The sequence below is a fragment of the Streptomyces fulvorobeus genome (genome assembly GCF_013167895.1).
GTDB classification, from domain to species: domain Bacteria; phylum Actinomycetota; class Actinomycetes; order Streptomycetales; family Streptomycetaceae; genus Streptomyces; species Streptomyces fulvorobeus.
In genome coordinates this window covers 4,150,123-4,176,931 of sequence record NZ_BLWC01000001.1, presented here as the reverse complement: position 1 = coordinate 4,176,931, position 26,809 = coordinate 4,150,123, and the positions used below count along the sequence as shown (strand labels likewise).

At 69.5% G+C, this 26,809-nt stretch carries 20 protein-coding genes and 1 pseudogene; 5 read left to right on the top strand and 16 right to left on the bottom strand.

The features are described 5' to 3' along the window. Positions 1 to 44 precede the first annotated feature (44 nt). The 3 genes from Sfulv_RS18995 to Sfulv_RS18985 are packed head-to-tail and all read right to left on the bottom strand — an operon-like array spanning position 45 to position 1,661. The gene (locus Sfulv_RS18995) at positions 45 to 503 is read right to left on the bottom strand and encodes a DUF6113 family protein (RefSeq protein ID WP_173315651.1); all 459 of its coding nucleotides are present in this window, start codon (positions 501 to 503) and stop codon (positions 45 to 47) included. Further along, a complete protein-coding gene (gene mshB / locus Sfulv_RS18990) occupies positions 500 to 1,417 on the bottom strand; it encodes an N-acetyl-1-D-myo-inositol-2-amino-2-deoxy-alpha-D-glucopyranoside deacetylase (RefSeq protein WP_173315649.1) in 918 nt (305 codons plus the stop codon). The genes Sfulv_RS18995 and mshB overlap by 4 nt, the downstream gene beginning before the upstream one ends. A gap of 49 nt (positions 1,418 to 1,466) precedes the next feature. Continuing rightward, positions 1,467 to 1,661, bottom strand: a complete 195-nt coding sequence (locus Sfulv_RS18985) for a hypothetical protein (RefSeq protein WP_014154257.1) — start codon at positions 1,659 to 1,661, stop codon at positions 1,467 to 1,469. Between the two features lie 178 nt (positions 1,662 to 1,839). On the opposite strand from Sfulv_RS18985, the gene Sfulv_RS18980 reads away from it, so the two are divergent. Further along, a complete protein-coding gene (locus Sfulv_RS18980) occupies positions 1,840 to 3,978 on the top strand; it encodes a S9 family peptidase (RefSeq protein ID WP_173315647.1) in 2,139 nt (712 codons plus the stop codon). A gap of 3 nt (positions 3,979 to 3,981) precedes the next feature. Here the strand turns inward: Sfulv_RS18980 and Sfulv_RS18975 are convergent, their stop codons facing one another. The 13 genes and pseudogenes from Sfulv_RS18975 to Sfulv_RS18915 form a co-directional block, all read right to left on the bottom strand. Next, positions 3,982 to 5,085, bottom strand: a complete 1,104-nt coding sequence (locus Sfulv_RS18975) for a hypothetical protein (RefSeq protein WP_173315645.1) — start codon at positions 5,083 to 5,085, stop codon at positions 3,982 to 3,984. A gap of 192 nt (positions 5,086 to 5,277) precedes the next feature. Then, positions 5,278 to 6,519 (bottom strand): ABC transporter ATP-binding protein, encoded by a 1,242-nt coding sequence (locus Sfulv_RS18970; protein ID WP_173315643.1) that lies wholly within the window; start codon positions 6,517 to 6,519, stop codon positions 5,278 to 5,280. Beyond that, positions 6,509 to 7,486 (bottom strand): ABC transporter ATP-binding protein, encoded by a 978-nt coding sequence (locus tag Sfulv_RS18965; protein WP_173315641.1) that lies wholly within the window; start codon positions 7,484 to 7,486, stop codon positions 6,509 to 6,511. Before Sfulv_RS18965 ends, Sfulv_RS18970 begins: the two co-directional genes overlap by 11 nt. A gap of 13 nt (positions 7,487 to 7,499) precedes the next feature. Beyond that, entirely contained in the window at positions 7,500 to 8,477 is a 978-nt protein-coding gene (locus Sfulv_RS18960) for an ABC transporter permease (protein WP_173315639.1), read from the bottom strand. Next, on the bottom strand, positions 8,470 to 9,393 hold the full coding sequence (locus Sfulv_RS18955; protein ID WP_173315637.1) for an ABC transporter permease: 924 nt from the start codon (positions 9,391 to 9,393) through the stop codon (positions 8,470 to 8,472). The genes Sfulv_RS18960 and Sfulv_RS18955 overlap by 8 nt, the downstream gene beginning before the upstream one ends. Positions 9,394 to 9,490: 97 nt before the next feature. Next, positions 9,491 to 11,125, bottom strand: coding sequence for a peptide ABC transporter substrate-binding protein (locus tag Sfulv_RS18950; RefSeq protein WP_173315635.1), 1,635 nt, complete (start codon positions 11,123 to 11,125; stop codon positions 9,491 to 9,493). Between the two features lie 164 nt (positions 11,126 to 11,289). After that, entirely contained in the window at positions 11,290 to 12,432 is a 1,143-nt protein-coding gene (locus tag Sfulv_RS18945) for an ABC transporter ATP-binding protein (RefSeq protein ID WP_173315633.1), read from the bottom strand. Beyond that, a complete protein-coding gene (locus tag Sfulv_RS18940) occupies positions 12,425 to 13,483 on the bottom strand; it encodes an ABC transporter ATP-binding protein (protein WP_173315631.1) in 1,059 nt (352 codons plus the stop codon). The genes Sfulv_RS18945 and Sfulv_RS18940 overlap by 8 nt, the downstream gene beginning before the upstream one ends. A gap of 11 nt (positions 13,484 to 13,494) precedes the next feature. After that, positions 13,495 to 14,442 (bottom strand): ABC transporter permease, encoded by a 948-nt coding sequence (locus Sfulv_RS18935; RefSeq protein ID WP_173315629.1) that lies wholly within the window; start codon positions 14,440 to 14,442, stop codon positions 13,495 to 13,497. Beyond that, on the bottom strand, positions 14,435 to 15,367 hold the full coding sequence (locus Sfulv_RS18930) for an ABC transporter permease (protein WP_173315627.1): 933 nt from the start codon (positions 15,365 to 15,367) through the stop codon (positions 14,435 to 14,437). Before Sfulv_RS18930 ends, Sfulv_RS18935 begins: the two co-directional genes overlap by 8 nt. 170 nt (positions 15,368 to 15,537) lie before the next feature. Continuing rightward, the gene (locus Sfulv_RS18925; RefSeq protein WP_173315625.1) at positions 15,538 to 17,172 is read right to left on the bottom strand and encodes a peptide ABC transporter substrate-binding protein; all 1,635 of its coding nucleotides are present in this window, start codon (positions 17,170 to 17,172) and stop codon (positions 15,538 to 15,540) included. A gap of 476 nt (positions 17,173 to 17,648) precedes the next feature. Further along, a pseudogene (gene typA, locus Sfulv_RS18920) lies at positions 17,649 to 19,522 on the bottom strand (translational GTPase TypA). 424 nt (positions 19,523 to 19,946) lie between these two features. Continuing rightward, positions 19,947 to 22,484, bottom strand: coding sequence for an ABC transporter family substrate-binding protein (locus Sfulv_RS18915; RefSeq protein ID WP_173315623.1), 2,538 nt, complete (start codon positions 22,482 to 22,484; stop codon positions 19,947 to 19,949). 312 nt (positions 22,485 to 22,796) lie between these two features. On the opposite strand from Sfulv_RS18915, the gene Sfulv_RS18910 reads away from it, so the two are divergent. The 4 genes from Sfulv_RS18910 to Sfulv_RS18895 all read left to right on the top strand — a co-directional run bounded on the left by Sfulv_RS18910 (position 22,797) and on the right by Sfulv_RS18895 (position 26,665). Next, positions 22,797 to 23,030: an Rv0250c family protein gene (locus Sfulv_RS18910; protein WP_173315621.1), complete on the top strand. Its 234-nt coding sequence runs from the start codon at positions 22,797 to 22,799 to the stop codon at positions 23,028 to 23,030. Positions 23,031 to 23,096: 66 nt separating this feature from the next. Further along, positions 23,097 to 23,948 (top strand): succinate dehydrogenase subunit SdhC, encoded by an 852-nt coding sequence (gene sdhC / locus Sfulv_RS18905; RefSeq protein ID WP_173315619.1) that lies wholly within the window; start codon positions 23,097 to 23,099, stop codon positions 23,946 to 23,948. Further along, the gene (locus Sfulv_RS18900; protein WP_173315617.1) at positions 23,949 to 25,892 is read left to right on the top strand and encodes a fumarate reductase/succinate dehydrogenase flavoprotein subunit; all 1,944 of its coding nucleotides are present in this window, start codon (positions 23,949 to 23,951) and stop codon (positions 25,890 to 25,892) included. Then, positions 25,889 to 26,665, top strand: coding sequence for a succinate dehydrogenase/fumarate reductase iron-sulfur subunit (locus tag Sfulv_RS18895; RefSeq protein WP_173315615.1), 777 nt, complete (start codon positions 25,889 to 25,891; stop codon positions 26,663 to 26,665). Before Sfulv_RS18900 ends, Sfulv_RS18895 begins: the two co-directional genes overlap by 4 nt. Positions 26,666 to 26,809: the final 144 nt, after the last annotated feature.

Genomic DNA, 26,809 nt, shown 5'->3' with positions numbered 1-26,809 from the left:
GGCGTCACACCCGCGAGGGTTCTCCCGGCATCGGACGCAGCACATCAGGGGCCGGGTCGGCCGGTGTTGGCGGCCGATCGAGGCAGATGGGAGGTGGTGGCGCAGATCACAGCGACACCCATTCCGCCAAGGAGAAAAAGAGCCAGACCGAGGGCGTCGCTGAAGACGTAGTCACCCTCGGGACGGCCGCCGAGCAGCACGGCCACCGTGACGAGCCAGCCCGCGGCCGGGGCCAGCGCGCCGAACTGCGTGCCCGTCAGCGCCCGTCCGCCGTAGAAGAGCCCGGCGCAGGCGGCAAGCGCGACCAGCAGACCGCCGGGGAACCAGGCGGCCTGGACGAGGGTGCCCGCGAGTGCCACGAGAGCGCCGAGGGCCGCGAGGCCGACGTAGCCCGCGATCCGGGCAGGGTTGAGCGGCGCCGCGAGACCGGAGGGCGCGGGGCGCGTGGGCGGTGCGCCGTTACGCGGGGACTGCGAGGAGGCCCGTGTGCGCCTGCTGTTCATGCCTGTGCTCCCGGTGCGCCCGCCCCTGCCGGCAGGCCGGCGAAGAGGTCGCGCTCGCGTCCGTCGTCGCCGGGCTCGGCGCTGCCGCGGACCAACTGGTAGTACTCGGTGGTGAGGACGGGCTGACCGAGGCCGTTCGAGAGGGCGAAGTAGGGGCCGTCCACGGCGATCTGGGTGGCGTGGGCCCGCATGGCGGCGGTCTTCGCCGCCGCCGCGTCCGAGCCGCCGATCTCCGCGGTGATCAGCGTCTCGCCGACCACGCCCGGCACGTCCTGGACGTCCGCGACGCCCGGGAAGGCAGCAGGGGCCTCGGCCCGCAGCCGGGCGAAGCCTGCCTCCACGACGGCGCGCGGTACACGGTTCCAGTAGATCTTCGCGATCGTGTGCGGCGCACCGGAGGCGGGCCGGTACGCGGGGTCGGCGGCCAGGTCGGCGGCGCGCATCGCGACGCGGTGGGCCTGGATGTGGTCGGGGTGCCCGTAGCCGCCCTCGGGGTCGTACGTGACCATGACCTGGGGGCGCACCGAGCGGATCACCTCGACGAGATGCCCTGCGGCCTCGTCGACCGGGGCGCCCCAGAAGGCGCCCGGCCGGTGGTTCTGCTCGGTGCCCGTCATCCCGGAGTCGCGGTACCGGCCGGGGCCGCCCAGGAAGCGGTGGTCGGTGACGCCCAGCTCCCGCATCGCGTCGGCGAGTTCACCGACGCGATGGGCGCCCAGGGTGTCGTCCCGGCCGGCGGCGAGGTGGGCGAGCTCCGGCGGGATGACCTCCCCCTCCTCGCCGCGTGTACACGTCACCAGGGTGACGTGGGCGCCCTCGGCCGCGTACCTGGCCATGGTGGCGCCGTTGTTGATCGACTCGTCGTCCGGGTGCGCGTGCACCAGGAGCAGACGGCGGGCGGGGAGGTCCTTCATGGGGACCACCCTACGAGCCCGCGACGGCACTCACCGACCGCCCCACGGGTCAGAACTTGATGCCCCCGATCATGCCTGCCACGTTCGAGGTCACCTCCGAGATGGTGGGCGCGATCGAGGAGCTGGCGAGATAGAACCCGAGCAACATGCAGACCACCGCATGTCCGCCCTTCAGTCCGGATTTCCGGATCAGCAGGAAGACGACGATCGCCAGCAGCACCACCGCCGAAATCGAGAGTGCCACGGCGGTTCACCTCCATCAGTACGGTCGGGACGGGCGGCACACAGGGAGCCGGCAGGTTCTTACCCACCGAGCGCTACGGATCATAACTATCCGTCCCAACGCATTGATCGGGGCACGGCAGCACGAGGGGCGCACGGGACCCGCGCCACGGGCGCCCGGACCCTTGAAGTTCGACGCCATGACCTCGCAGAAGCTCTCTTTCCCCCGCCAGTACGCACGGACGCAGCGGTTCACCCTCGGCGCTCCCCGGGCGTTCACCGTCTCCCCGGACGGGACGCGGGTGATCTTCCTCCGCTCGGCCTCCGGCACCGACCGGACGAACCTGCTGTGGGTGCTGGACCTCTCGACCGGGGAGGAGCGGATCGCGGCCGATCCGGAGGCGTTGCTGCGTGGTTCCGCGGAGCGGCTGTCGCCCCAGGAGCGGGCCCGCCGTGAGCGGAGCCGGGAGGGGTCGGGCGGCGTCGTCGGCTACGCGGTGGACGCTGCGGCCGAGCTGGCGGCGTTCGCGCTCTCCGGGAAGGTGTACGTGGCCGGGCTGCGGGCCGGGGCGGCGCGGGCGCTGCCGGTGCCGGGCCCGGTGATCGACCCCCGCCCCTCCCCCGACGGCCGGCACATCGCCTATGTGGCACGCGGGGCGCTGCGCGTCGTGGGCGCGGACGGGGACGGGGACCGGGCGGTCGCCGAACCGGAGGACGCGCACGTCTCGTACGGTCTGGCGGAGTTCGTCGCGGCCGAGGAGATGCAGCGCTCCCGGGGCTTCTGGTGGTCCCCGGATTCGGACCGGCTGCTGGTCGCCAGGGTCGACGACAGCGCCGTACAGCGCTGGTGGATCGCCGATCCCGCGCAGCCCGGGCGCAAGCCAGCCGAGGCGGCCTACCCGGCGGCGGGCACGGCCAACGCGGAGGTGCGGCTGTTCCTCATGGACGTGGAGGGGGACCGCGAGGGGGCCCGTACGGAGGTGGTGTGGGACCGGGCGCGCTATCCGTATCTGGCCGCGGTGCACTGGTCGTCAGCGGGTGCACCGCTGCTCCTGGTGCAGGCCCGTGACCAGCGCAGTCAGCTGCATCTGGCCGTCGACACGGAGAAGGGCACGACCCGCACGGTCCATGCCGACGAGGACGAGGTGTGGCTGGATCTCTTCCCCGGGGTGCCCGAGTGGGCGCCGGACGGCCGGCTCGTGCGGATCGCCGACGAGGGCGGGGCGCGGGTGCTCGCCGTCGGCGACCGGTTGCTGACCGGGGCCCAGCTGCACGTTCAGGCGGTGCTGGACATCGGGGAGTCGGACGTCCTGGTCGCGGCGACCGCGGGCGAGGAGGCTGCCGCGGCGGAGACCGGTGAGAGCCATGTGTACCGGGTCAACGAGCTCGGCGTCGAACGTGTTTCCGAGGGGGTGGGTGTGCACACGGCGGTCCGTTCGGGCGGGGTCACGGTGCTCGTCTCGGCCTGCCCTGAACGGCCCGGACGGTCCGCTCTGATACTGCGGGACGGCGAGCCGGCCGCCACGGTGGTGACGTACGCGGAGGAGCCGGTTCTCTCCGCCCACGTACAGCTCACCGAGGGGGGCGCACGGCGGATTCCGTGCGCCGTGCTGCTCCCCACGGGCTACAAGGAATCGGAAGGTCCACTTCCGGTCCTCATGGACCCCTACGGTGGGCCGCACGGCCGGCGCGTGGTCGCCGCGCACAACGCCCACCTGACCTCCCAGTGGTTCGCCGACCAGGGCTTCGCCGTGGTCGTCGCGGACGGCCGGGGCGCGCCGGGCCGGTCACCCGGGTGGGAGAAGGCGGTCAAAGGTAACTTCCCCCTCACTCTGGACGACCAGATCGAGGCGCTGCACGCACTCGCCCTACGCTTCCCGCTGGACCTCACCAAGGTCGCGATGCGCGGCTGGTCGTACGGCGGCTACCTCTCCGCCCTCGCGGTGCTGCGGCGCCCCGACGTCTTCCACGCGGCCATCGCCGGCGCGCCGGTGACCGACTGGCGGCTGTACGACACCCACTACACCGAGCGCTGTCTCGGCGATCCCGCGGAACGGCCCGAGATCTACGCGCGCAACTCCCTGCTGACCGACGAAGGGCTGTCCGAACCCGCCGGGCAGGCACGGCCGCTGATGATCGTCCACGGTCTCGGGGACGACAACGTGGTGGTCGCGCACTCCCTCCGGCTCTCCTCGGCGCTGCTCTCGGCGGGGCGCCCCCACGAGGTGCTGCCGCTGAGCGGGGTGACGCACATGACTCCGCAGGAACAGGTGGCGGAGAACCTGCTCCTGCTCCAGGTCGACTTCCTCAGGCGGTCGCTGGGGCTGAGCGGCGCGTAGGGCTCACCAGCCGGGCGGCGGGGACGAGGGCGGGGGCGGTCCGGGGGCGCCGCCGCCCTCCGGGTACCCGTAGCCGGGTCCGGGTCCCCGTGCGGATGCGCTGCCCGGTGGATACCCGTACCCGGGCGCTCCGGCCCGCGGGTAGCCGTAACCGGGCGCTCCGGTCCAGGGGTGGCCGTACCCCTGCCGCGGGCCGGAGGGCACGTCCTGGAAGCCCCTGCGGGCCAGGGCGATCAGCGAGGCGGCCCCCGCGACGGCCAGGAAGCACCAGGTGAGCAGGGTGAGCTGGAGTTCGGTCCCCAGCTCACCGAAGTGCTCCGGGAGCCGGTGGCGCAGGGCCCGGGCGATGCCGGTGGAACCGGCCGTGGCCACGAATCCGGCCACGATCATGCCGAGGGTACGGGAGTGGACCGCGTGGACGAGGGCGCTGACGGCCACCACGAGGCAGAGCACGGCGGTCGTCACGTTCGTCCAGCCGGGAGGGGCGTCGGTCAGCGCCGTCCGGACGTCCGGCCCGCCGATGAACCAGTCCGTACGGAAGCCGGCGGGGAAGGTGAGCAGCCGGCGGATCTCCCACGCGGTCATCACCGCACCGGCCGCCCCCAGCATGAGGAAGGCGACGGCGCAGGCCCCCTGGCCCGGCCTGGGGGGCCCCGGTTCGTCAGGGTCCTCGGACTGCCTGCGGCCGGCCGCTCCGGTGACCAGGAGGGCGAGCGCGGCGGCCAGCGCCACGAACGTGGCGATCAGCGCCCTGGTGCGGAGCTCGTCCGCGTACCGCCCGTCCATCCAGGTCGCTCCGGCGGTCCAGACCCCGGGCAGCCGGAGCAGGAGCGTGACCAGGCCGGTGGCGACGAGCGCCGACGCGGCCACCGGCGAGCGCAGGGCGGCGACCGCGGCGAGGACGTACACGACGAACAGGACCGGGTCGCTCCGCGAGGTGGCGGGCGGCGCGTCCTGCCGCGCGTCGGCGTGACCCGCCCAGTGGCGCAGCAGCGCGAGCGGTTCACCGACGGCCCGGAGGTCCCGCACGACCCAGCCCGCGACCAGCACCGCGAGCACGCAGCAGAGGAGGGCCCCGGTGATTCTCGCGCCCCGTGTGAGTGTCACCCCAGCGATACTCCCCCGCACTCCGGCGACGGACAAGAGTGCCCGGGGGAAGGGGCGACCGGCCGGGGCGACAGGACATCGCCCCGGCCGGTCCACGGCACCCGCACGGCCGTACGCGGTTCATGATGGAGCGTTCGTATATCGGTGCCGCGACAGCCGAGTTGCCCCCGTGTAAACGACGCCGACGCGCCCTTATGGCTGGATATCGCCCTGCGCTTCCGGGTCGTGCGGGGGCCGTTTCCTGACCGCGGTGCCCGGCGCCTCGATCTCGGGCCCCCGCCCCTCTCCCCGGGGAGTGTCCCGCTCCTCTCGGGAAGCCACCACGTGCTTCTCCTCGGCGAAGTGGCACGCGGAGTCGTGGCTCGCCGGGCCCGGCGCCAGCCGGAAGGCCGCCGGGACCGCCAGCAGCGGCACCTCCAGCGCGCACCGCTCCTGCGCCTTCCAGCACCGGGTACGGAAGCGGCACCCCGAGGGCGGGTTGGCGGGTGAGGGGACGTCGCCGTGGAGGATGATCCGCTCGCGGGACTCGCGGGCCATCGGGTCGGGCACCGGGACGGCAGACAGCAGCGCCTGGGTGTACGGGTGGGTGGGGTGCTCGTAGATCTGCTCGTCGGTGCCGATCTCCACGATCCGGCCGAGGTACATGACACCGACCCGGTCCGAGATGTGCCGGACGATGGACAGGTCGTGCGCGATGAACACGAAGCTCAGGCCGAACTCGCTCTGGAGGCTGTCCAGCAGGTTGATGACCTGGGCCTGGACCGACACGTCGAGCGCGGAGACCGGCTCGTCCGCGACGATGATCTCCGGGTTGAGCGCGAGGCCGCGGGCGATCCCGATGCGCTGGCGCTGGCCGCCGGAGAACTGGTGCGGATAGCGGTTGATGTACTCCGGGTTGAGCCCCACCACGTCCAGGAGATCCTGCACCTTGCGGCGCCGCTCGCCCTTCGGGGCCACCTCGGGGTGGATCTCGTACGGCTCCCCGATGATGTCACCGACCGTCATCCGCGGGTTCAGCGAGGTGTACGGGTCCTGGAACACCATCTGGATGTTGCGGCGCACCGCCTTCAGCGCACGCCCCGACAGCCTGGTGATGTCCTCGCCCTTGTAGCGGATGGCACCCGCGGTCGGCCGCTCCAGGTGCACCAGCATCCTCGCCACGGTCGACTTGCCGCAGCCGGACTCCCCCACGATGCCGAGCGTCTCGCCGGCCGACAGGTCGAAGGAGACGCCGTCCACCGCCTTCACGGCACCGACCTGCTTCTTGAACAGGACCCCCTGGGTCAGCGGGTAGTGCTTGACCAGGTCGCGGACCTCCAGGATCGGGTCGCCGTTCGCGTACGCCGTCCCGGCCCGTGCCGTGGCGAGCTGGGTGGCGGCCGCCTCGCCCTCCTCCCGGGCGTGCTTGCGTCCGCCGGAGTGGTCAGCGCGCATCGAGCGTCTCCTTCCAGAAGTGGCAGGCGCTCCGGCGGCCGTCGGACACCCGGTACAGCGGCGGGACGTCGGTGCGGCAGACGTCCTGGGCCATCGGACAGCGCGGGTGGAAGGCGCAGCCGGGCGGGATGTGGAGCAGGTTGGGCGGCAGGCCCCTGATCGCGTACAGCTCCCGGCCCTTGCGGTCCAGGCGCGGGATCGACCGCAGCAGGCCCTTGGTGTACGGGTGGGCCGGGGCCTGGTAGATGTCGTGGACGGGCGAGGTCTCGACGATCCGGCCCGCGTACATCACGGCGATCTTGTCGGCGACGTCCGCGACCACACCGAGGTCGTGGGTGATCAGGATCAGCCCCATGTTCAGCTCGCGCTGGAGCTCCGCGAGCAGGTCCATGACCTGCGCCTGCACCGTCACGTCCAGGGCCGTGGTCGGCTCGTCCGCGATGATCAGGGAGGGCTCCAGCGCCATCGCCATGGCGATCATGATGCGCTGGCGCATTCCGCCGGAGAACTGGTGCGGATAGTTGCCCACCCGCTCCTTGGCCGCCGGGATACGGACCCGGTCCATCAGCTCGACGGACCTCGTCCTGGCATCCTTGCGGGACATCCCGCGGTGCACGGTGAACATCTCGCCGAGCTGCTCCCCCACCGTCATCACCGGGTTGAGCGAGGACAGGGCGTCCTGGAAGATCATGGCCATCTCCTGGCCGCGGACCCTGCGCCGCTCCTCCGGCTTCAGTTTCAGCAGATCGCGGTCCTTGAAGAGGATCTCGCCGCCGCTGATCTTCCCCGGCGGCATGTCGAGGATGCCCATGACGGCCTGAGCGGTGACCGACTTGCCCGAGCCGGACTCCCCGAGCACGGCGAGCGTCTCCCCCTCGGCCACCGAGTAGTTGACCCCGTTGACGGCCTTGGCCACCCCTTCACGGGTGTGGAACTCCACGTGCAGGTCGCGCACTTCGAGCAGCATGGCGGCGGACTCCTCAGCGCAGCTTGGGGTCGAGGGCGTCGCGCACCGCGTCGCCGAGCATGATGAACGCGAGCACGGTGACCGCCAGCGCCCCGGCGGGCCAGAGCAGCATGTGCGGGGCGTTGCGGATGTACGGGGACGCGTCGGAGATGTCGATGCCCCAGGAGACGGCCGGCGGCTTGAGGCCGACCCCGAGGTAGGAGAGCGTCGCCTCCAGCGCGATGTACGTGCCCAGGGCGATCGTCGCGACGACGATGACCGGGGCGACGGCGTTGGGGGTGATGTGGCGCAGCATCATCCGGGAGTTGGAGGCGCCGAGCGCGCGGGCCGCCTGGACGTAGTCGTTCTGCTTGGCGGTGATCACCGAGCCGCGGGCGATACGGGCGATCTGCGGCCAGCCCAGCAGCACGATGAAGCCGACGACGGGCCAGACGGTGGAGCTGGTGACCACGGAGAGGAAGACCAGGCCGCCGAGGACCACGGGGATGCCGAAGAAGACGTCGGTGATCCGGGACAGGACCGAGTCCCACCAGCCGCCGAAGAAACCGGCGAGACCGCCGAGGACGCTGCCCAGCAGGGCCACGCCGAGGGTGGCGCAGACCCCGACGGTCACCGAGGTGCGGGTGCCGTGGACGACCCGGGTGTAGACGTCACGGCCCTGGGGGTCGTAGCCGAAGGGGTGCCCCGGCCCGGAGCCCTTCTGGGCGTCGTCCAGGTCGGCCTGGAGCGGGTCGCCGCTCGCGATGAGTGAGGGCCAGAGCGAGATCACTACCAGGAAGACGATGATCAGCCCGGAGATGATGAAGACGGGGTTGCGGCGCAGATCGCGCCAGGCGTCGGACCACAGGCTGCGCGGCCTGCCCGCCGGGCCCGTCCCCTGCGGCCCGCCCGGCGCCTTCTCCAGGCTGGCCCCCTCCGCCATCGCGAGGTCCATGGCGCCACCGGCTCCCGCCGGGGAGATCGCTCCGTCCGATGACAGCGGCTCAGGCATAGCGGATCCTCGGGTCGAGTACGGCGTACAGGAGGTCGACGATCAGGTTGGCCGCCAGGAAGACGAGGACCAGGATGGTGACGAAGCCGACGACCGTCTGGGAGTTCTGGCGCAGGATGCCCTGGTAGAGCTGGAACCCGACGCCGTGGATGTTGAAGATCCGCTCGGTGACGATCGCCCCGCCCATGAGGGCGCCCACGTCCGTACCGATGAAGGTGACGACGGGGATCAGGGAGTTGCGCAGCAGGTGCCTGACGACGACCCGGCGGCGCGGCAGGCCCTTGGCCGTGGCGGTGCGCACGTAGTCTGCGCGGGCGTTCTCGGCGATCGAGGTCCGGGTGAGCCGGGTGACGTAGGCGAGGGAGACGGACGCCAGGACGAGGCCGGGGACGAGCAGTTCGTTCACCGGGGCCTGCGGGGAGACGGACGGCTTGATGATCCCCCACTCGACGCCCAGCACGAGCTGGAGCAGCAGGCCGGTGACGAACGTCGGCACCGAGATGACGACGAGCGTCAGGACGAGCACCGTGGTGTCGACGGGGCGGCCCCGGCGCAGGCCCGTGACGACGCCGAGGCTGATACCGATGACGATCTCGAAGACGATCGCGATGAGGGTGAGCCGGATCGTGATGGGGAAGGCGGTCGCCATCAGTTCGGTGACCTTCTGCCCGTTGAACGCGGTGCCGAAGTCGCCGGTGAAGACGTTGCCCATGTACGTGAGGTACTGCTGCCAGACCGGCTTGTCGAGGCCGAACTCGGCGCGCAGCTGGGCGGCTGTGGCGGGGTCGCACCGGCGGTCGCCGCAGAGGCCGGCGATGGGGTCGCCCATCACGTTCACCATGAGGAAGATCAACAGCGTGGTGCCGAAGAAGACGGGGATCATCTGCAGCAGCCGCCGGATCACGTAACGTCCCATGAGGGGCTCCGGGGGTCGGGGCGAGCAGGCGGGCGACGCGGGTCACGGGCCGGGCGGCCGGCGCGTCGTCCGCGCCGGCCGGCCTGGCCGCGTCAGCTCACCCGACCGTGATCTGGTCGTACACGGGGACGCTGAACGGGTTGAGCGCGACGTTTCCGATCCGGTCCGAGTAGCCGGCGCTGCCGTTCTGGTACCAGAGCGGGATGACCGGCATCTGCTCGACCATCACCTTCTCCGCTTCCTGGAACGTGGAGACCGCCTTGGCCTTGTCCGTCTCGGCGTTGGCCTGGTCGATGAGGCCGTCGAACTTCTTGTCGCTCCACTTGCCGTCGTTGGACGAGGCGTTGGTGTAGTAGAGCGGCTGGAGGAAGTTCTGGATCAGCGGGTAGTCCATCTGCCAGCCGGCCCGCCACGCGCTGCTCAGCTTCTGCTGGGAGACCTGGCTGCGGAAGTCGGCGAAGGTGCCGACGGGGCTGCTCACGCATGCCTCGTTGTCGCCCATGACGTTGTTGACGCTGTTGCAGACGGCGTCGACCCACTCCTTGTGGGAGCCGGTGTCCGCGTTGTACGCGATCTTCAGCTGTCCACCGGGGATGCCGCCGTTGTCGTCGATGAGCTTCTTCGCCGCGGCCTTGTCGTAGACGCACGAGGAGCCGCACAGGCCCTTCTTGAAGCCGCCCTCCGCACCGAGGACCGGGGAGGTCCAGTCGGAGGCCGGGGTCCGGGTCTTCTGGAAGATCTGGCTGGTGATCTGCTCGCGGTTGATCGCCATCGACAGCCCCTGGCGGACCTTGGCGGCCTCCGGGGTGTCCCACGCGGCCTCGTAGAACGGGAAGGCGAGGGTCTGGATGATGCCGGCCGGGGTGTTGATGTAGCGGTCGCCGAGGTCCGAGCTGACGTTCTTCAGCTGCGAGGCGGGCACGTCGTCGACGAGGTCGAGGTTGCCGGCCGTCAGGTCGGTGTAGGCGGTGTTGTTGTCGGTGTAGACCTTGAGGTCGATGCCGCCGTTCCGTGCCTTGTCGGTACCCGGGTACTCGTCCCACCTGCGCAGGTTCATCGCCGAGCCCTTGGCGTAGTTGTCGATCGCGTACGGGCCGTTGCCGACCGGCTTGGCGAGCCAGGCGTCGTGGTCCGTGAAGAACGCCTTGGGCAGCGGTGCGAAGGCCGGGTAGCCGAGGGTGTCCGGCCAGAGCGAGAACTTCTGGGAGAGCCTGACGGTGAACGTCCTGTCGTCGACGACCTTGAGGCCGGAGAGCTTGTCCGTCGAGGCGGACCCCGACTCGGGGTGGGCCTTGTCGTACCCGTCGATCTGCGCGAAGAAGAAGGCGTTCTTCTGGTTGTTCTTCAGGGCGGCGCCGTAGTTCCAGGCGTCCACGAAGGAGGCGGCGGTGACCTTCTCGCCGTTGCTGAAGGTCCAGCCGTCCTTCAGGGTGACCGTGAAGTTCTGGGAGTCGGTGGTCTCGATCTTCTCGGCGAGCATGTTCCGCGCCTCGCCGGTCTTCGGGTCGTACTTCTTGAGACCGCGGAAGATCATGTCGAGGACCTTGCCGCCCTGCACCTCGTTGGTGTTCGCGGGCTCCAGCGGGTTCTGCGGGTCGCCCCAGGAGGAACTCACGATCCCGTCGGCGCCACTGCCGCCACCACCGCTGTCGTCCCCGCCGCCACAGGCCGTCGCCGCCAGGGCTACGGCCACCGCACAGGCGGCCCACTTGGCTTGGGTGGCTCCGCGCATGAAGTGCCTCCTAGAGATCCATCGAGCAACTCAATGCCCTATATCACCCCATTTCTCGGCCGGTCGCCTGTTGCACAGGCCCATCGGTGGCGGGCGGACAGCACAGAACCGCCGGGCGGGCTCGGAAGGACCGAGCCCGCCCGGCGGCGGAGAAAGCGGAGGAACTAGGCCGCGTGAACGACGTCCTTCTCCTCGGCGAAGTGACACGCCGACTCATGTGCGGCCGGGGAGTCCAGGCCCTTGAAGCGCTCGGGGACCGCCAGCAGCGGCATCTCCGTGGCGCACTTGTCCTCGGCCTTCCAGCACCGCGTACGGAAACGGCAGCCGGACGGCGGGTTCGCCGGCGAGGGGACGTCACCGGAGAGGATGATCCGCTCGCGGCCCTCACGGGCCTCCGGGTCGGGCACCGGCACGGCCGACAGCAGCGCCTGGGTGTAGGGGTGCGTCGGGTGCTCGTAGATCTGCTCGTCCGTACCGATCTCGGCCATCTTGCCGAGGTACATGACACCGACCCGGTCCGAGATGTGCCGGACGATCGACAGGTCGTGCGCGATGAAGAGGTAGGAGAGGTTGAACTCGTCCTGGAGCTTCCCCATCAGGTTGATGACCTGGGCCTGGACCGACACGTCGAGCGCGGAGACCGGCTCGTCGCAGATGATGATCTCCGGGTTGAGCGCGAGGCCGCGGGCGATGCCGATGCGCTGGCGCTGGCCGCCGGAGAACTGGTGCGGATAGCGGTTGATGTACTCCGGGTTGAGCCCCACCACGTCCAGGAGGTCCTGCACCTTGCGGCGCCGCTCGCCCTTCGGGGCCACCTCGGGGTGGATCTCGTACGGCTCCCCGATGATGTCACCGACCGTCATCCGCGGGTTCAGCGAGGTGTACGGGTCCTGGAACACCATCTGGATGTTGCGGCGCACCGCCTTCAGCGCACGCCCCGACAGCCTGGTGATGTCCTGGCCCTTGTAGAAGACCTCGCCCGCGGTGGCCCGCTCCAGCGTCATCAGGAGCTTGGCGACCGTGGACTTCCCACAGCCGGACTCGCCCACGATACCGAGCGTCTCGCCCGCGAAGAGGTCGAAGGAGATCCCGTCGACGGCCTTGACCGCGCCGACCTGCTTCTTGAACAGGACGCCCTGGGTCAGCGGGAAGTGCTTGACGAGGTTGCGCACCTGGAGGATGGGCTCGCCCTGCGACACGGGCGCGTCGATGGCGGCTACGGCCTCCGCCTCGCTGGCCGCGTCCACAGTCGCCACTTCGGTGACGTTGGGGGTGGCGTCCACGGGCTCCTTGTCGATGTCAGCCATGGATCGTCTCCTTCCAGAAGTGGCAGGCGCTGCCGCGGCCGACCAGATCGGTACCGTCCCGCTCGGTCACCGGGCGCAGGGGCGGGATGTCCGTACGGCAGATGTCCTGCGCCATGACGCAGCGCGGGTTGAACGCACAGCCCGACGGCACGTTGAGCAGGTTGGGCGGCAGGCCCTTGATGGCGAAGAGCTCCTGGCCCTTCTGGTCCAGGCGCGGGATCGACTCCAGCAGACCCTTGGTGTACGGGTGCGCCGGGCGCTTGTAGATCTCGTGGACCGGGGAGGTCTCGACGATCCGGCCCGCGTACATCACGGCGATCTTGTCGGCGACGTCCGCGACCACACCGAGGTCGTGGGTGATCAGGATCAGACCCATGTTGTACTCGCGCTGGAGCTCCGCGAGCAGGTCCATGACCTGCGCCTGCACCGTCACGTCCAGAGCCGTGGTCGGCTCGTCCGCGATGATGAGGTCCGGCTCCAGGGCCAGCGCCATGGCGATCATGATGCGCTGGCGCATACCGCCGGAGAACTGGTGCGGGTAGTCCGAGACACGGGCCGCCGCGGCCGGGATCTTGACCTGGTCCATCAGGCCGATGGCCTTGGCCCTGGCCTCCTTCTTGGACAGGCCCTGGTGCACCCGGAACATCTCGCCGAGCTGGTAGCCGACGGTGAGGACCGGGTTCAGCGAGGACAGCGCGTCCTGGAAGATCATCGCGATCTTCTGGCCACGGATGCTGCGGCGCTCCTCGTAGGACATCTTGAGCATGTCCTGGCCGCGGAAGAAGATCTCGCCCTGCGGAATCCTCCCCGGCGGCATGTCGAGGATGCCCATGACGGCCTGCGCCGTCACGGACTTGCCGGAGCCCGACTCGCCGAGGACGGCGAGGGTCTCACCGGCGTTCACGCTGTAGTTGACGCCGTTGACGGCCTTGGCGACGCCGTCGCGGGTGTGGAACTCCACGTGCAGGTCGCGGACTTCGAGCAGCGGGCCGACGTGGTCGTCTCCCGAGCGCGCGGACGGGACTTCTGCGGTCTTGTCGATGGTGGTCACGTGCGCCCTCCTTATCGCGTCTTCGGGTCGAGGGCGTTACGGACGGCTTCGCCGAGCATGATGAACGCCAGAACGGTGATGCTGAGCATGATCGACGGGTAGATCAGGATGTGCTGGGCCACCCGGATCTGCGCCGAACCACCGGAGATGTCCATACCCCAGGAGACGGTCGGCGAGGCGAGGCCGAGACCCAGGTAGGACAGGGTCGCCTCCGCCGAGATGTACACACCGAGCGAGATGGTCGCGACCACGATCACCGGGGCCATGACGTTCGGCAGGATGTGCCGGAACAGGATGCGGGGCGTGCTCGCGCCGAGCGCTCTGGCCGCCTGGACGAAGTCCGACTGCTTGATGGTGATCACCGCGCCGCGCATGACACGCGCGATCTGGGTCCAGCCCAGGAACGCCAGGGCGAAGACGACGACCCAGATCGACCGGTCGGTGAACGCCTGGAGGACGACCATCGCACCGAGCAGGAAGGGCAGGCCGAGGAAGATGTTGGTGAATCCGGAGAGCAGCGCGTCGATCCAGCCGCCGAAGTAGCCGGACAGCATGCCGATCAGGCCGCCGAACAGGGTCACCGCGAGGGTCACCGCGACCCCGACGATCACCGAGGCACGGGTGCCGTAGATGACACGCGCGTAGACGCTGCGGCCCTGGCCGTCGTAACCGAACCACTCCGGCGAACCGATCTTGCTCAGCTCCGGCTTGCCCAGGAAGTGGTTCACAAGGTCGCCCGTGGTGGGCGAGGCACTGGTGAACAGCCCCGGGAACGCCGTGATCAGAAGGAGGATCACGATCAGGCCGGCGGAGATGACGAAGTACCAGTTGCGCCGCAGGTCCTGCCACGCGTCGCCCCACAGGCTGCGGGCCTTGTCGGCCTTGACGACGGCGGAGGGGTCCGCCACCGGAGCCTTGGTCTCGTCGGGCACGGGAGCGGTCTTGGTCAGGTCAGGCATACCGGATCCTCGGGTCCAGGACCGCGTACAGCAGGTCGACGAGAAGGCTCATGAAGAGGTAGACGAGCACCAGTACGGTGACCAGTCCGACCAGGGTGGTGCCCTCGCGCCGGACGATCGACTCGAAGATGGTGCCGCCGATGCCCTTCACGTTGAAGAGCCCCTCGGTGACGACCGCGCCGCCCATCAGGGCGCCGAGGTCGGTGCCGAGGAAGGTGATGACCGGGATCAGCGAGTTGCGCATCAGGTGGACGCCGACGATACGGCGCCGGGGAAGGCCCTTGGCGACCGCCGTGCGCATGTAGTCCGAGCGCAGGTTCTCCGCCATCGTCGTGCGGGTCAGTCGTGCCACGTACGCCAGCGAGAGCGAGCCCAGGACGATCGCCGGGGCGACCAGCTCGCCCCACGTCGCGTCGTTGGAGACGTTCGGCGCGATCCACCCGAGCTCGAAGGCGAACACCGACTTGACGATGAAGCCGAGCACGAAGACCGGGATGGAGATGATCAGCAGCGTCAGGACCAGGACGACGTTGTCGGTGAGACGGCCGGCGCGCAGACCGGCGGCCATGCCGAGGCCGAGACCGAGGACGATCTCGATGACGAACGCCATCCCGGCGAGCCGCAGCGTGACCGGGAACGCGTCGCCGAGAACGTCGGTGACGGGCCGGCCGCTGGCGATCTGGGTGCCGAAGTCGAAGTGAAGGACGATGCCCTTCATGTACTCCCAGTACTGCACCAGGATCGGCTGGTCAAGGCCGAGTTGGTGCCGCATGGCGGCAAGGGTCGCGGGGTCCGCGCCCTTGTCCCCGAAGAGCCCCCGCACGGGGTCGCCGGGCAGCGTGTAGACCATCAGGAAGATCAGCAGAGTTGTCCCGATGAAGACCGGGATCATCTGGAGCAGTCGTCGTGCGACATAGCGCCCCATGGTGCCTCCATGTAAGTGGCACGCCGCAGCCGACGGGCCCTCCCCCGTCACCGGCTCCCTCGTGGGGTCGTCGGTGGCGTGGAAGGGCCCCCGGCCACTGCGTGCAGGCTGGCGTCGCAGAACCGATGTTCAGTTTCGGTCCGTCACCGGCCTGCGGACTACGTCGGTGGTTACTTCTTGACCTCGACCTGCGTCAGGATCGGGTCGCCGTCCTGCGCGTAGTCGACGTTCTGGACCTTCTCGGAGTAACCAGCGTTGACCTTGTAGTACCAGAGCGGGATGGTCGGCATGTAGTTGACCAGCTCCTTCTCCACCTCCTGGTACGCCTTGACCGACTCGTCGAGCGAGGGCGCGGTGTCCGCGGCCTTGATCTTGGCGTCGAGGTCCTTGTTCGAGAAGAAGCCGTTGTTGCCGGCCGCACCCGTACGGAACAGGTCGCTGATGAAGTTGGCGTTCACCGGGTAGTCGAGCACCCAGCCACCGCGGTAGAAGGACTTGACCTGCTTGGCGTCGCGGGCGTCCAGGTCGGCCTGGAAGTCGGCCTTGGAGTCGCCCGCGCACTCGACGCCGGTCGCCTGGGTGATGCTGTTGCAGACGGCCTCGACCCATTCCTTGTGGCCGCCGTCGGCGTTGAACTGGATGAAGATCTTGTTACCCGGAACACCGCCACCCTCCTTGATGAGGGCCTTGGCCTTCGCCGGGTCGTACTTGGTGACGTCACCGGCGACGTTCGGCTGGTAGCCGAGGACGCCCTTGGCGACCCAGCCGGTGGCCGGCTCGCGGGTGCCCTGGAGGACCGTCTTGGTGATCGTGTCCCGGTCGATGGCCATCGACAGGCCCTGGAGGACCTTGGGGTCGGTGTCCTTCCACTGCTTCTGGTACATCGCGACACCGAGCGTCTGGATGGCGGAGTACGCCTTGTCCACGGCGCGGTCACCGAGGTCGGCACGGTAGACCGGGAGGTCCTTCGGGCCGATCTGGCGGAGCACGTCGACGTTGCCCGACTTCAGGTCCTCGTAGGCGGTCTCGATGGTGGTGTAGTTCTTGAAGATCACACCACCGTTCTTCGCCTTGTCGAGGCCCTTGTAGTCGTCGTTGCGGACGACCTTGATCTGCTTCTTGTGGTCCCAGCTCTCGAACTTGTACGCGCCGTTGCCGACCGGCTTCTCGCCGGCCGCCTTCGGGTCCGCGTAGAAGGACTCGGGGAGCGGGGAGTAGACCGTGTAGCCGAGCTTGTACGCGAAGTACGGCAGCGGGGCGTCGAGCTCGATCGTGAACGTGTGGTCGTCCACGATCTTCAGGCCGGACATGGCGTCGGCCTTCGGCTTCGCGCCCTCCTCCGCCGGGTGCACGTCGGCGTAGCCCTTGATCCCGTCGAACCAGGACGCGTTGGTCTGCGCGTTGGTGATGTTCGCGGCCCAGTTCCACGCCTTGACGTAGGACTCGGAGGTGACCGGGGTCCCGTCGTGGAACTTCCAGTCCTTCTTGAGCTTGACCGTCCACAGCTTGGAGTCCGTGGTGTCGACCGACTCGGCGTTGATCATCTCAAGCTTGCCGGCCGGGTCGTAGTCGACCAGCTGCGAGAAGATCGCGTCGGTGACGATGCTGCCGTTCGACTCCATCGTGTTGGCCGGCTGCAGCGGGTTCTGCGGCTCACCGACCTCGATGGAGAAGATGCCGTCGGGGTCGACCGCACCCTTGGCACCTTCGTTGCTCTTGCTGTCCTCGCCGCCGCCACAGGCAGTCGCGGCCAGGGCGATGATTGCCGCTCCCGCGACCCACTTGGCGCTCTTGGCACCGCGCATGGGTTTCCTCCTCATGAGTCCACTTTTGACTACAAGAGGGGCACCTGAGAGATCTACCGACACCCCTGACGGCGATCGATTCAGTGCCCGAGTGTGCTCGTGAGTCGGCACTCCCCACAGTGCGTGACCCATTGACCCGAGCTCAATGGAGCCAACTATTGGGTACGCCCAGGCTGTAAACCACACTTAAAGGGTCTCGGTTTGACAACATCACTCGGGGCTGTGTGCCCGAAATCCGGACAAACTGATCTTAGACAGACACCCCCGAAACGGACCGTTAACACATGTTCCGGAGAGCGACGCCCGATAACCGGACACCTCGGTCAGGAAAAGTGGTTGACGAAAGGTCCGGCCCCCACAGTTTCTGCGGGGGCCGGACCTCTTGTCGGCGTCTCGTGCTGACGGCTCGCCGGGCCGATCCGACGACGTCACAGGTGAGCGGGGTCAGGGCGGGCTCACCGCCGTACGACGGGGTGTCAGCCGTTCTTGGCGCGCGAGGCGGTGCGGCCGCGCTGCTTGGCGTCCAGGACGACCTTGCGGATACGCACGGTCTCCGGGGTCACCTCGATGCACTCGTCGTCGCGGCAGAACTCCAGGGACTGCTCCAGGGAGAGCTTGCGCGCGGGCACCACGTTCTCGGTGGTGTCCGCGGAAGCCGCACGCATGTTGGTGAGCTTCTTCTCCTTGGTGATGTTCACGTCCATGTCGTCGGTGCGCGAGTTCTCACCGATGATCATGCCCTCGTAGACCTCGGTGCCGGCCTCGGTGAAGATGACACCGCGCTCCTGGAGGTTGACCATCGCGAACGGCGTCACCGTGCCCGAGCGGTCGGCGACCAGCGAGCCGTTGTGACGGGTGCGCAGCTCGCCGAACCACGGCTCGTGGCCCTCGAACAGGGAGTGCGCGATGCCCGTACCGCGGGTCTGGGTCAGGAACTCCGTACGGAAGCCGATGAGGCCGCGGGACGGGACGATCCACTCCATGCGGACCCAGCCCGAACCGTGGTTCGTCATCGTCTCCATGCGGCCCTTGCGGGTCGCCATCAGCTGCGTGATGGCGCCGAGGTGCTCCTCGGGCGAGTCGATGGTCATGCGCTCGATCGGCTCGTGCGTCTTGCCGTCGATCTGCTTGGTGACCACCTGCGGCTTGCCGACCGTCAGCTCGAAGCCCTCGCGGCGCATGGTCTCGATGAGGATGGCCAGGGCGAGCTCACCGCGGCCCTGCACCTCCCAGGCGTCCGGGCGCTCGGTCTCCAGGACGCGGAGCGAGACGTTACCGACGAGCTCGCGCTCCAGACGGTCCTTGATCTGCCGGGCGGTGACCTTGTGGCCCTTGCCCCCTTGCCGACCAGCGGCGAGGTGTTGGCACCGATGGTCATCGAGATGGCGGGCTCGTCGACCGTGATCAGCGGCAGCGCGATCGGGTTCTCGGGGTCGGCGAGGGTCTCGCCGATCATGATGTCCGGGATACCGGCGATGGCGCAGATGTCGCCGGGGCCGGCCATCTCGGCCGGCCTGCGGGTGAGCGCCTCGGTCATCATCAGCTCGGTGATGCGGACGTTGGACTGCGTGCCGTCGCGCTTGATCCAGGTGACCGTCTGGCCCTTGCGCAGCTCGCCCTGTTCGACACGGCAGAGCGCGATACGGCCGAGGAAGTTGTCGGCGTCCAGGTTGGTGACGTGGGCCTGGAGGGGCGCGTCCTCGTCGTACTCCGGGGCCGGGACCGCGGAGAGGATCGTGCTGAAGAACGGCTCCAGGCTGTCGCTGTCCGGCGGGACCGTACCGTCCTCCGGCTTCGTCAGCGAGGCGACGCCGTCACGGGCGCAGGCGTAGACGATCGGGAACTCGATCTGGTCCTCGTCGGCGTCCAGGTCCAGGAAGAGGTCGTACGTCTCGTCGATGACCTCGGCGATCCGGGAGTCCGGACGGTCGGTCTTGTTGATGCAGAGGATGACCGGCAGCTTGGCGGTGAGCGCCTTGCGGAGCACGAACCGGGTCTGCGGGAGCGGGCCCTCGGAGGCATCGACGAGCAGTACGACCGCGTCCACCATCGACAGACCGCGCTCGACCTCGCCGCCGAAGTCGGCGTGGCCCGGGGTGTCGATGATGTTGATGGTGATGACGTCGCCGCCATCCTTCGGGTGGTACTTGACGGCCGTGTTCTTGGCCAGGATCGTGATGCCCTTCTCACGCTCCAGGTCGTTCGAGTCCATCATGCGATCGTCGAGGTGCTCCGCGGCGTGCGCGGCGAAGGCGCCGGCCTGCTTGAGCATGGCGTCGACCAGCGTGGTCTTGCCGTGGTCGACGTGGGCGACGATGGCTACGTTACGGATGTCGTGGCGCGTGGGCATGGGTGGCTTGCGCTTCTCTCGGATCGTGGGATCAGGCGTCTCAGTCGGTCTCGAGTCCTCGTACGCCCGCCGGGCGGCACGCCACGGCTAGTCCAATGGTACGGGCCCGCCGCGTCCGGGGCTTCCCGGCCTGATCCGCGAATGCGGTATTCGGCCGACATTCAGCCAGTATTAAGTCATTACTCGGCCGGCGCACACCCGGAACGGGGCGCGGGAACCGCCGGCGGAACGCGGGGCGGCCCAGCGGCGGCGGGGCGGGGCGGACGGACGCGGGAGGAGGTCGCGTCCGCCGGTGGTGGGGGGGTGTGGGGAGGGCGGACAGCCCGGGTCAGGGCAAGCACCACCTTGCCCGCCGAGGGTCCGGCGGGCAAGGGAATTGAGCTGCTTCTGAGCTTCGGACCGACCGCGATCAGGGGTTGACCAGCTACTTCTTACGGTTCGCGGGGGAACCTGCCGCTTGCGGCTTCTTGAAGCCGATGTCCTGGTAACGGGGGACCGCGTAACCGAAGGCGCCGACGTTGACCAGCTTCTTGTCGGCCGCCACCAGCTGAGGACGCTGATACAGCGGAATCGATCCTGCCGCGGCCCAGATCCGTGCGTCGGCCTGCTTCATCAGGTCGCGGGCGGCACCCTCGTCGAGTTCGGAGACCGCCTGGTCGAAGAGCTGGTCGATGTGGTCGGAGCCGACCCGGGTGTAGTTCTGCTCGACCAGCAGCGATCCGTCGGTGGCGGGCTCGGGCTTGGCGAAGATCGGGCGGCCGTCCGTCGCCGGGTAGGCGGAGGCGGGCCAGGAGTACAGCGCCAGGTCGTAGTCGCCGGACGCGATGTGGTCCTTGAAGTAGCTCTCGTCGGCGACCTTGGTGATCTCCGCACGGATGCCCACGGATTCGAGCATCGCGGCGATCTTCTCGCCGACGCTCCGGAGCGTCTGGGACCCGGGCCCGGAGGGAAGCACGAACCTCAGGGAAAGCGGCACGCCGTCCTTGCCCAGCGGGCCCCTGACGGACGCGGGGGCGGGCGCGGCGGTACCGGCGGGGGCGTAGGCGCCGACGGCACCACCGGGCTTCTTGTCCTGGGCGGTGACCTTCGAGGCGTCGGCGGCGGAGGAGCCGGTGTCGCCGTTGTCGTTGTCCTTGGGGCTCTTGGTGCTCTTGGTGCTCTTGGTGCTCTTGGTGCTCTTCTTGTCCTTCGCGTCCTTGACGTCCTTGGCTTCCTTGGCCGGCTCGGGGGCCTTGGCTGCCGTGAACATGCCCGCCTGGCGGAGCAGGGCGGCGCTCTGTACGCCGGCGGCCGGGGCGGGGGCGAGGATGTGCGTGGCGGGGCCCTCGTCGCGGCGCTCGCCTGGCTTGTCGTCCTGGCCGACGATGTACATCCCCTCGTCGCGGGCGGGCTCGCCCGCGTCCTCCCGGTCGGCGGCGTCGCTCTTCCCGGCCTTCTCGGCTTTCTTCTCTGCCTTCTCCTTCTTCTCGGCCTCCTTCTTCTCGGCCTTCTCCCGCTTCTCGGCCTTCTCCTGCTCCGCTGCCTCGCCCTCCCCCTCCGGGGCCTTCTTCCTCTCCGCCTCGCTGCCCGCCTTGGTGTCCTTGGGCTTCTCCAGCGCTCCGCCGAGCGTCCAGCCCGCGTCGGCCAGCAGCGCCTGCGCCTCCTTGGTGTCCTGGTCGCCCAGCGCGCCGCTGCCGTCCTTGTACCCGGGCTGCCCGGTCAGCGCCAGATGGCTGCCGAGCGGTTCCGCGGGCAGCCCGAGCGGCTTCAGGACGGTCTCCGCGAGCTCCTGCCGGTTCAGGGCGCGGGCCACCGCCCGGCGTACCCGGTCGTCCGAGAGCGGACCCGACTCGCCGTTCAGCGCGAGCTGCGTGTAGGAGGGCTCCAGGGACTTGCGTACGACGTAGTCGCGCAGGGACTTCTGCTCGGTGGCGTAGGAGGCGACGGCCTCCCGGTTCCTCTTGCGGGCCGCCTGCGCGGCCTCCGCCTCCTCCTCGTCGGAACCGTGGGCCAGGGCCCAGGACCGCAGGGCGGCGGCGGGGGTGAGGGCGGCGCCGGGGCCGTGGGCGAGCGGCTGTCCGTTGCCGCCGCCGTCACGGGCGGCGAGGGCGATGCGATGCGCGGCGGCGGCGTCGACGTCCGCCACGTCCACGGTGCCATCGGCCAGCGCCTCGGCGCGTTCCTGGCGCTTGACCGCCCGGAAGACGAGCGAGTCGAGCTTGGGTTCGTCGCCCCACCAGCGTGGGCTGCGGTCCAGGGTGAGTTGCCCCTTGCTCTTGCCCGCACCGCGGAGCTGAAACGGTCCTGCGGTGACCTTGAGCGTGGTGCGCGCGCCGTCGTTGAAGGTGTCCGGGGAGGCGGTGACCTCCTTGGGGAGCAGCGGCGAGAAGAGCGAGCGCCAGTCCGCGTACGGCTTGGCGAAGGTCACCCGTACCTGGAGGTCGTCGCTGCCGCGCTCGATCTTCTCGATCCGCTCGTAACCGGCGTTGCGGGCGGTCCAGTACGCCGAGTCCTTACCGCTCAGCGCGCGCCACTGGGCAACGAAGTCGGGGGCCCCGATCTCGCGTCCGTTGCTCCAGACCGCCTGCTGGTTGAGCTTGTAGAGCACGACCTGCTGGGGTTCCCGCTCGACGATCCTCGCGGACTCCAGGTAGTCCGGGTTGAGCCGCGGCGTCCCCTTGGCGTCCATCGGGAAGAGGGAGGGCAGCAGGGCGCCGGCGACGCGCGCCGTCGAACCGTCCGCGTCCGCCTGATAGCTGTTGAGGGTGCTGGGCATCGAGTCGATCGCCCAGTGCACCGTGCCGCCGTCGCGCACCAGGTCCCGGGCGGCCGGGGCGATGTCCTGGGGGACCGCCGGGGACGAGGACTCCTCGCTGCCCGAGCCGCATCCGGCCAGCACCGGGATCGTGAGCACACCCGTGGTGAGGAGCGCGAGGGAGCGGCGCTTTCGGGTGGTCCCGCGCGGGACGCCGACGTGGGACATGGCTGATACCTCCGGGGCCGGCCCGGTCCACCCCGTACCGGAATGGACCGGATTCTTCATGTCTGGTGGCATTTGCAGTTGATCACACTGATTCCGTCCAACCACTGAAGGGGCCTGCGCGCGGGAGGCGGCGCAGGCACGACGCGCCGCGCCGGGAAGCTCACCCAGGCGGCCGAACGGGCCGGCCCCGGACCCGAACCTCGGGCCACCGCGAGAGAGGGACGCGCGCTCCCTTCCCAAACCGGATGTGACGCGCGACACTCGCATGCGCATGAGCATTGCCACCCGCCACCGCGGAAGTGAGGGCAAGTCATGTCCCTGCAAGAGGAACTGACGCTCGCTCAGAACTGCCTCGACGATCTCGTCCGCACCATCGGAAGGCTGGAGCGCAGCCTCGCCCGCCTGCGCGAGGAGGCCGCGGCACGGACCGGCACTCCGGAGCACCCCGCCGACATGGTCACCATCACCGAGGGGCCGTACGACGCCACCCTGTGGACGGACTCGGACGACGAAGGTCTGGGAGTCCGCGGCAGGCACGCCCCCTGAGTCCTGCCGGGCGACAGGCCCGCAGGCCCCTTCTCGGCCCAGCCACCCAGTCCCGAGGAGCACTCCTTGGCCACCTCCACGGAACCAGGCACCCAGCCCCCGCACCCCCGCACGGCGACCGGCACCGGCACCGGCGTCCGCCACCCCTCGCGCGCCGCCATCGCCACCCGGCATCTGCGCACCGACCGCTGGTGGCTGGCGCCCGCCGCGACGGCCGCAGGACTGCTGGCCTTCATCGTCTACTCGACCTGGCGGGCCTTCGCCAACGCCGACTACTACGCCGCCCCGTACGTCTCCCCGTTCTACTCGCCCTGCCTGGCGGAGAACTGCGCGCCGATGCGCTCGGGCCCCAACTGGGAGATCCTCGGCAGCTGGTGGGGACTCTCCCCCGCCCTCATCATCCTGGTCTTCCCGCTGGGCTTCCGGCTGACCTGCTACTACTACCGCAAGGCGTACTACCGCGGCTTCTGGGCGTCGCCCCCGGCCTGCGCGGTGGCCGAGCCGCACACCTCGTACACCGGTGAGACCCGCTTCCCGCTGATCCTCCAGAACATGCACCGGTACTTCTTCTACGCGGCGCTCCCGGTCGCCGGAATCCTCACGTACGACACCGTGCTCGCCTTCCGCGACGAGCACTACGCCTGGGGACACCTGGGTCTCGGTTCGCTGATCTTCCTGGTGAACACCACCCTGATCTGGGCGTACACCCTCTCCTGCCACTCCTGCCGGCACATCGTCGGCGGCCGGCTGCGGCACTTCTCCAGGCACCCCGTGCGCTACCGGCTCTGGGGCTGGGCCGGGAAGCTCAACGGCCGGCACATGCAACTCGCCTGGGCCTCCCTGATCAGCGTGGCGGTCACCGACTTCTACGTCTATCTCGTCGCGTCCGGCGCTTTCGACGATCCGAGGTTTTTCTGAATGACTGAGCTCGAACGGCAGCAGTGGGACGTCGTGGTGGTCGGAGCCGGCGGCGCCGGTCTGCGGGCCGCGATCGAGGCCCGGGAGCGCGGAGCGCGTACCGCCGTCATCTGCAAATCGCTCTTCGGCAAGGCGCATACCGTCATGGCGGAGGGCGGTATCGCCGCCTCCATGGGCAACGTGAACTCCAGGGACGGCTGGCAGGTGCACTTCCGCGACACCATGCGCGGCGGGAAGTTCCTCAACCAGTGGCGGATGGCGGAGCTGCACGCCAAGGAGGCACCCGACCGGGTCTGGGAACTGGAGACCTGGGGCGCGCTCTTCGACCGCACGCCTGACGGCAGGATCTCCCAGCGCAACTTCGGCGGCCACGAGTATCCGCGGCTCGCCCACGTCGGGGACCGTACCGGCCTGGAGCTGATCCGCACGCTCCAGCAGAAGATCGTCGCGCTGCAACAGGAGGACTTCCGGGAGACCGGCGACTACGAGGCGCGCCTCAAGGTCTTCCAGGAGTGCACGGTCACCCGCGTCCTCAAGGACGGCGAGCGGGTCAGCGGTACCTTCTGCTACGAGCGCGAGTCCGGCCGGTTCTTCGTGCTCGAAGCGCCCGCGGTCGTCATCGCCACCGGCGGCATCGGCAAGTCCTTCAAGGTGACGTCGAACTCCTGGGAGTACACAGGCGACGGGCACGCCCTCGCCCTGCTGGCGGGCGCACCCCTGCTGAACATGGAGTTCGTCCAGTTCCATCCCACCGGCATGGTCTGGCCGCCTTCGGTGAAGGGCATCCTCGTCACTGAGTCGGTGCGGGGCGACGGCGGGGTGCTGCGCAACTCCGAGGGCAAGCGGTTCATGTTCGACTACGTCCCCGATGTGTTCAAGGAGAAGTACGCGCAGTCGGAGGAGGAGGGCGACCGCTGGTACGAGGACCCGGACCGCAACCGCCGCCCGCCCGAGCTGCTGCCCCGTGACGAGGTCGCGCGGGCCATCAACACCGAGGTGAAGGCCGGGCGCGGTTCGCCGCACGGCGGGGTGTTCCTGGACGTGTCGACGCGGATGCCCGCCGACGCGATCCGCCGTCGGCTGCCCTCGATGTACCACCAGTTCAAGGAGCTGGCGGATGTCGACATCACGGCGGAGGCGATGGAGGTCGGACCGACCTGCCACTACGTGATGGGCGGGATCGCGGTCGAGTCGGACAGCGCCTCCGTGCTCGCCGTGCCGGGGCTGTACGCGGCGGGCGAGGTGGCGGGCGGCATGCACGGCTCCAACCGGCTCGGCGGCAACTCGCTCTCCGACCTGCTTGTCTTCGGCAGGCGGGCGGGTCAGCACGCCGCCGCCTACGCGGCCGGGCTCACCGCCCTCCCGCTGGTGGACGGGGAGCAGATCGACGCGGCCGCGGCGGAGGCTCTGCGCCCGTTCTCCGCGAAGGGCCCCCGGGACGGGTCCGCCGCCGAGAACCCGTACACCCTGCACCAGGAACTCCAGCAGACGATGAACGACCTGGTCGGCATCGTCCGCCGTGCGCCCGAGATGGCACAGGCCCTGGAGAAACTGGCCGGGCTGCGCGTTCGGGCAGGCCGGGCCGCCGTCGAGGGCCACCGGCAGTTCAACCCCGGCTGGCACCTCTCCCTGGACCTGCGGAACATGCTGCTGGTCAGCGAGTGCGTCGCCCGGGCGGCGCTGGAGCGCACGGAGAGCCGGGGCGGGCACACCCGCGAGGACTGCCCGGCGATGGAGCGCTCCTGGCGCCCGGTGAACCTGCTGTGCCGGCTGGCCGGCGGGACGGACCGCACGGAGCCCGGCCCGGCGGCACAGGCGGACCCGCTCAGTGGCCGGATCGAGCTCGTGAGGAAGTCCACCGAACCCATCCGTCCGGACCTGCTCGCCCTGTTCGAGAAGGATGAGCTGGTCAAGTACCTCGCCGAAGAGGAGCTGTACGAATGAGCGGCTACGACGCGCGGTTCAGGGTCTGGCGCGGGGACACCGGGGGCGGCGAGCTCAAGGACTACGCGGTCGAGGTGAACGACGGTGAGGTCGTCCTCGACATCATCCACCGCATCCAGGCCACCCAGGCGGGTGATCTCGCGGTCCGCTGGAACTGCAAGGCGGGCAAGTGCGGTTCGTGCAGCGCGGAGATCAATGGCCGGCCACGGTTGCTCTGTATGACCCGGATGTCGGTGTTCGACCGGCTGGAGACGATCACCGTCACACCGCTGCGGGCCTTCCCCGTCGTACGCGATCTGGTGACGGACGTGACGTTCAACTACGCCAAGGCGCGGGAGGTGCCCGCCTTCGTACCGCCCGAGGGGGTGCGGGCGGGCGACTACCGGATGCAGCAGGTCGACGTGGAACGCTCGCAGGAGTTCCGCAAGTGCATCGAGTGCTTCCTGTGCCAGGACACCTGCCACGTGGTGCGCGACCACGAGGAGAACAAGGCGTCCTTCGCAGGTCCGCGCTTCCTGATGCGGGTGGCCGAGCTGGACATGCATCCCCTGGACGCGGCCGCCCGGTCGGGGCTCGACCGGAAGACGGCAGCCCTGGAGGAGCACGGTCTGGGCTACTGCAACATCACGAAGTGCTGTACGGAGGTGTGCCCCGAGAACATCAGGATCACGGACAACGCGCTGATCCCGCTGAAGGAACGCGCCGCGGACCGCGCGTACGACCCGCTGGTCTGGCTGGGCAACAAGATCGGTCGCCGCCGCGGCGGAACGTGAGGCGGCGCCCGGGACTGCGGTCAGCCGGGCTCGGATCTCGCGTCGGGCCCGTCGTCACGGCCGCCCGGCCCCCCCGCCGGGCGCTCCGGGTCGCGGGCCCACAAGGCCGGACATAGCCTCCCAGATGTGACACAGCCCGCGAGT

What these genes read in the sequence shown, in the direction of transcription:
- Sfulv_RS18960 (WP_173315639.1), bottom strand. Translation starts at nt 8,477, where the DNA reads ATGCCTGAGCCGCTGTCATCGGACGGAGCGATCTCCCCGGCGGGAGCC.
- mshB (WP_173315649.1), bottom strand. Translation starts at nt 1,417, where the DNA reads ATGAAGGACCTCCCCGCCCGCCGTCTGCTCCTGGTGCACGCGCACCCG.
- Sfulv_RS18915 (WP_173315623.1), bottom strand. Translation starts at nt 22,484, where the DNA reads ATGTCCCACGTCGGCGTCCCGCGCGGGACCACCCGAAAGCGCCGCTCC.
- Sfulv_RS18895 (WP_173315615.1), top strand. Translation starts at nt 25,889, where the DNA reads ATGAGCGGCTACGACGCGCGGTTCAGGGTCTGGCGCGGGGACACCGGG.
- Sfulv_RS18900 (WP_173315617.1), top strand. Translation starts at nt 23,949, where the DNA reads ATGACTGAGCTCGAACGGCAGCAGTGGGACGTCGTGGTGGTCGGAGCC.
- Sfulv_RS18955 (WP_173315637.1), bottom strand. Translation starts at nt 9,393, where the DNA reads ATGGGACGTTACGTGATCCGGCGGCTGCTGCAGATGATCCCCGTCTTC.
- Sfulv_RS18980 (WP_173315647.1), top strand. Translation starts at nt 1,840, where the DNA reads ATGACCTCGCAGAAGCTCTCTTTCCCCCGCCAGTACGCACGGACGCAG.
- Sfulv_RS18935 (WP_173315629.1), bottom strand. Translation starts at nt 14,442, where the DNA reads ATGCCTGACCTGACCAAGACCGCTCCCGTGCCCGACGAGACCAAGGCT.
- Sfulv_RS18925 (WP_173315625.1), bottom strand. Translation starts at nt 17,172, where the DNA reads ATGCGCGGTGCCAAGAGCGCCAAGTGGGTCGCGGGAGCGGCAATCATC.
- Sfulv_RS18945 (WP_173315633.1), bottom strand. Translation starts at nt 12,432, where the DNA reads ATGGCTGACATCGACAAGGAGCCCGTGGACGCCACCCCCAACGTCACC.
- Sfulv_RS18930 (WP_173315627.1), bottom strand. Translation starts at nt 15,367, where the DNA reads ATGGGGCGCTATGTCGCACGACGACTGCTCCAGATGATCCCGGTCTTC.
- Sfulv_RS18950 (WP_173315635.1), bottom strand. Translation starts at nt 11,125, where the DNA reads ATGCGCGGAGCCACCCAAGCCAAGTGGGCCGCCTGTGCGGTGGCCGTA.
- Sfulv_RS18995 (WP_173315651.1), bottom strand. Translation starts at nt 503, where the DNA reads ATGAACAGCAGGCGCACACGGGCCTCCTCGCAGTCCCCGCGTAACGGC.
- Sfulv_RS18910 (WP_173315621.1), top strand. Translation starts at nt 22,797, where the DNA reads ATGTCCCTGCAAGAGGAACTGACGCTCGCTCAGAACTGCCTCGACGAT.
- Sfulv_RS18970 (WP_173315643.1), bottom strand. Translation starts at nt 6,519, where the DNA reads ATGCGCGCTGACCACTCCGGCGGACGCAAGCACGCCCGGGAGGAGGGC.
- Sfulv_RS18965 (WP_173315641.1), bottom strand. Translation starts at nt 7,486, where the DNA reads ATGCTGCTCGAAGTGCGCGACCTGCACGTGGAGTTCCACACCCGTGAA.